The organism is Photorhabdus stackebrandtii, from assembly GCF_011189495.1.
Classification (GTDB): Bacteria; Pseudomonadota; Gammaproteobacteria; order Enterobacterales; family Enterobacteriaceae; genus Photorhabdus; species Photorhabdus khanii.
On record NZ_PUJV01000146.1, the window covers coordinates 1 to 889 of the forward strand.

1 protein-coding gene and 2 pseudogenes are annotated in these 889 nt (G+C 37.7%); 2 read left to right on the forward strand and 1 reads right to left on the reverse strand.

Features of this window, described 5'->3' with window-relative positions:
- Positions 1 to 113 (forward strand): annotated as a pseudogene (locus tag C5470_RS22050) (IS5/IS1182 family transposase); the annotation flags it as partial.
- A 344-nt stretch (positions 114 to 457) separates the two neighbouring features.
- Positions 458 to 733 (forward strand): type II toxin-antitoxin system TacA family antitoxin, encoded by a 276-nt coding sequence (locus tag C5470_RS22055; protein WP_166291924.1) that lies wholly within the window; start codon positions 458 to 460, stop codon positions 731 to 733.
- A 60-nt stretch (positions 734 to 793) separates the two neighbouring features.
- Here C5470_RS22055 and C5470_RS22060 read toward each other — a convergent pair.
- A pseudogene (locus C5470_RS22060) lies at positions 794 to 889 on the reverse strand (IS5/IS1182 family transposase); the annotation flags it as partial.

Sequence of the window (889 nt, forward strand, 5' to 3'; positions counted from 1 at the left end):
TTCTCAAAAGCAATCGACGTATTGCAACACGTTATGAAAAAACAGCGCGAAACTATCTGTCGATGGTGAAATTAGGCTGTATTAGGCTCTTTTACAGACGATTAAATAATTAAGGGACACAGCCTAGTACTACAGCCGTACTTACTTTTTTCAACAGAAAAGACACGCATAGAAAAGCTTAATTCATACGGTTTCTCAGCGTTGTGAGCATCAAGGAAAATGCAACTTTCTGATATCTACGGCTGTAGTACTAGAGAGCACAGTCTCAAAAGCAAGAAATGAAAAGTGAGAGCAATTGATGGAAGTGAAATATTGGGAAGGTGGTCTTCAGATACAGGAAGTAAGTGCCATCGAAAATTAAGTGGTACGTGAAAAAAGAAATAGGAATTACAATTGAAAAAGGCACCAAATTGACGTACAATTCAGTGCATTACTTATACAATAGAGGATATTCATTATGAGTACAGCAACAGAACGAATTAATCTTCGATTACAACTTAACGCAAGACGCTCAATTGAGCGGGCAGCAAGTTTCGAAGGTAAGACCATCAGCAATTTCATTTTGGCTTGTGCACTATCACAAGCGGAAAAAGTTATTCATGAACACGAAGTGATTCGTTTGAATAGTCAAGACTCTGAAGCATTTTTTAATGCACTAGAAAAGCCGGTTGATTTCAATAACAAATTAATTGCTGCATTGTCAGAACATAGCGAACGAGTCATCCATAAATGACAGATTATTCAAAACTCATTATATCTAAGCTAGGGGCTGTTGACGTTTCGTGTACATAACTTATACAGCCCACATGGGTAACCACATCATTATAAAAGCCATGGCAACCATACTGGCATAATTTCGCTCAAGTTTGTCGTATCTTGTTGCTATTGC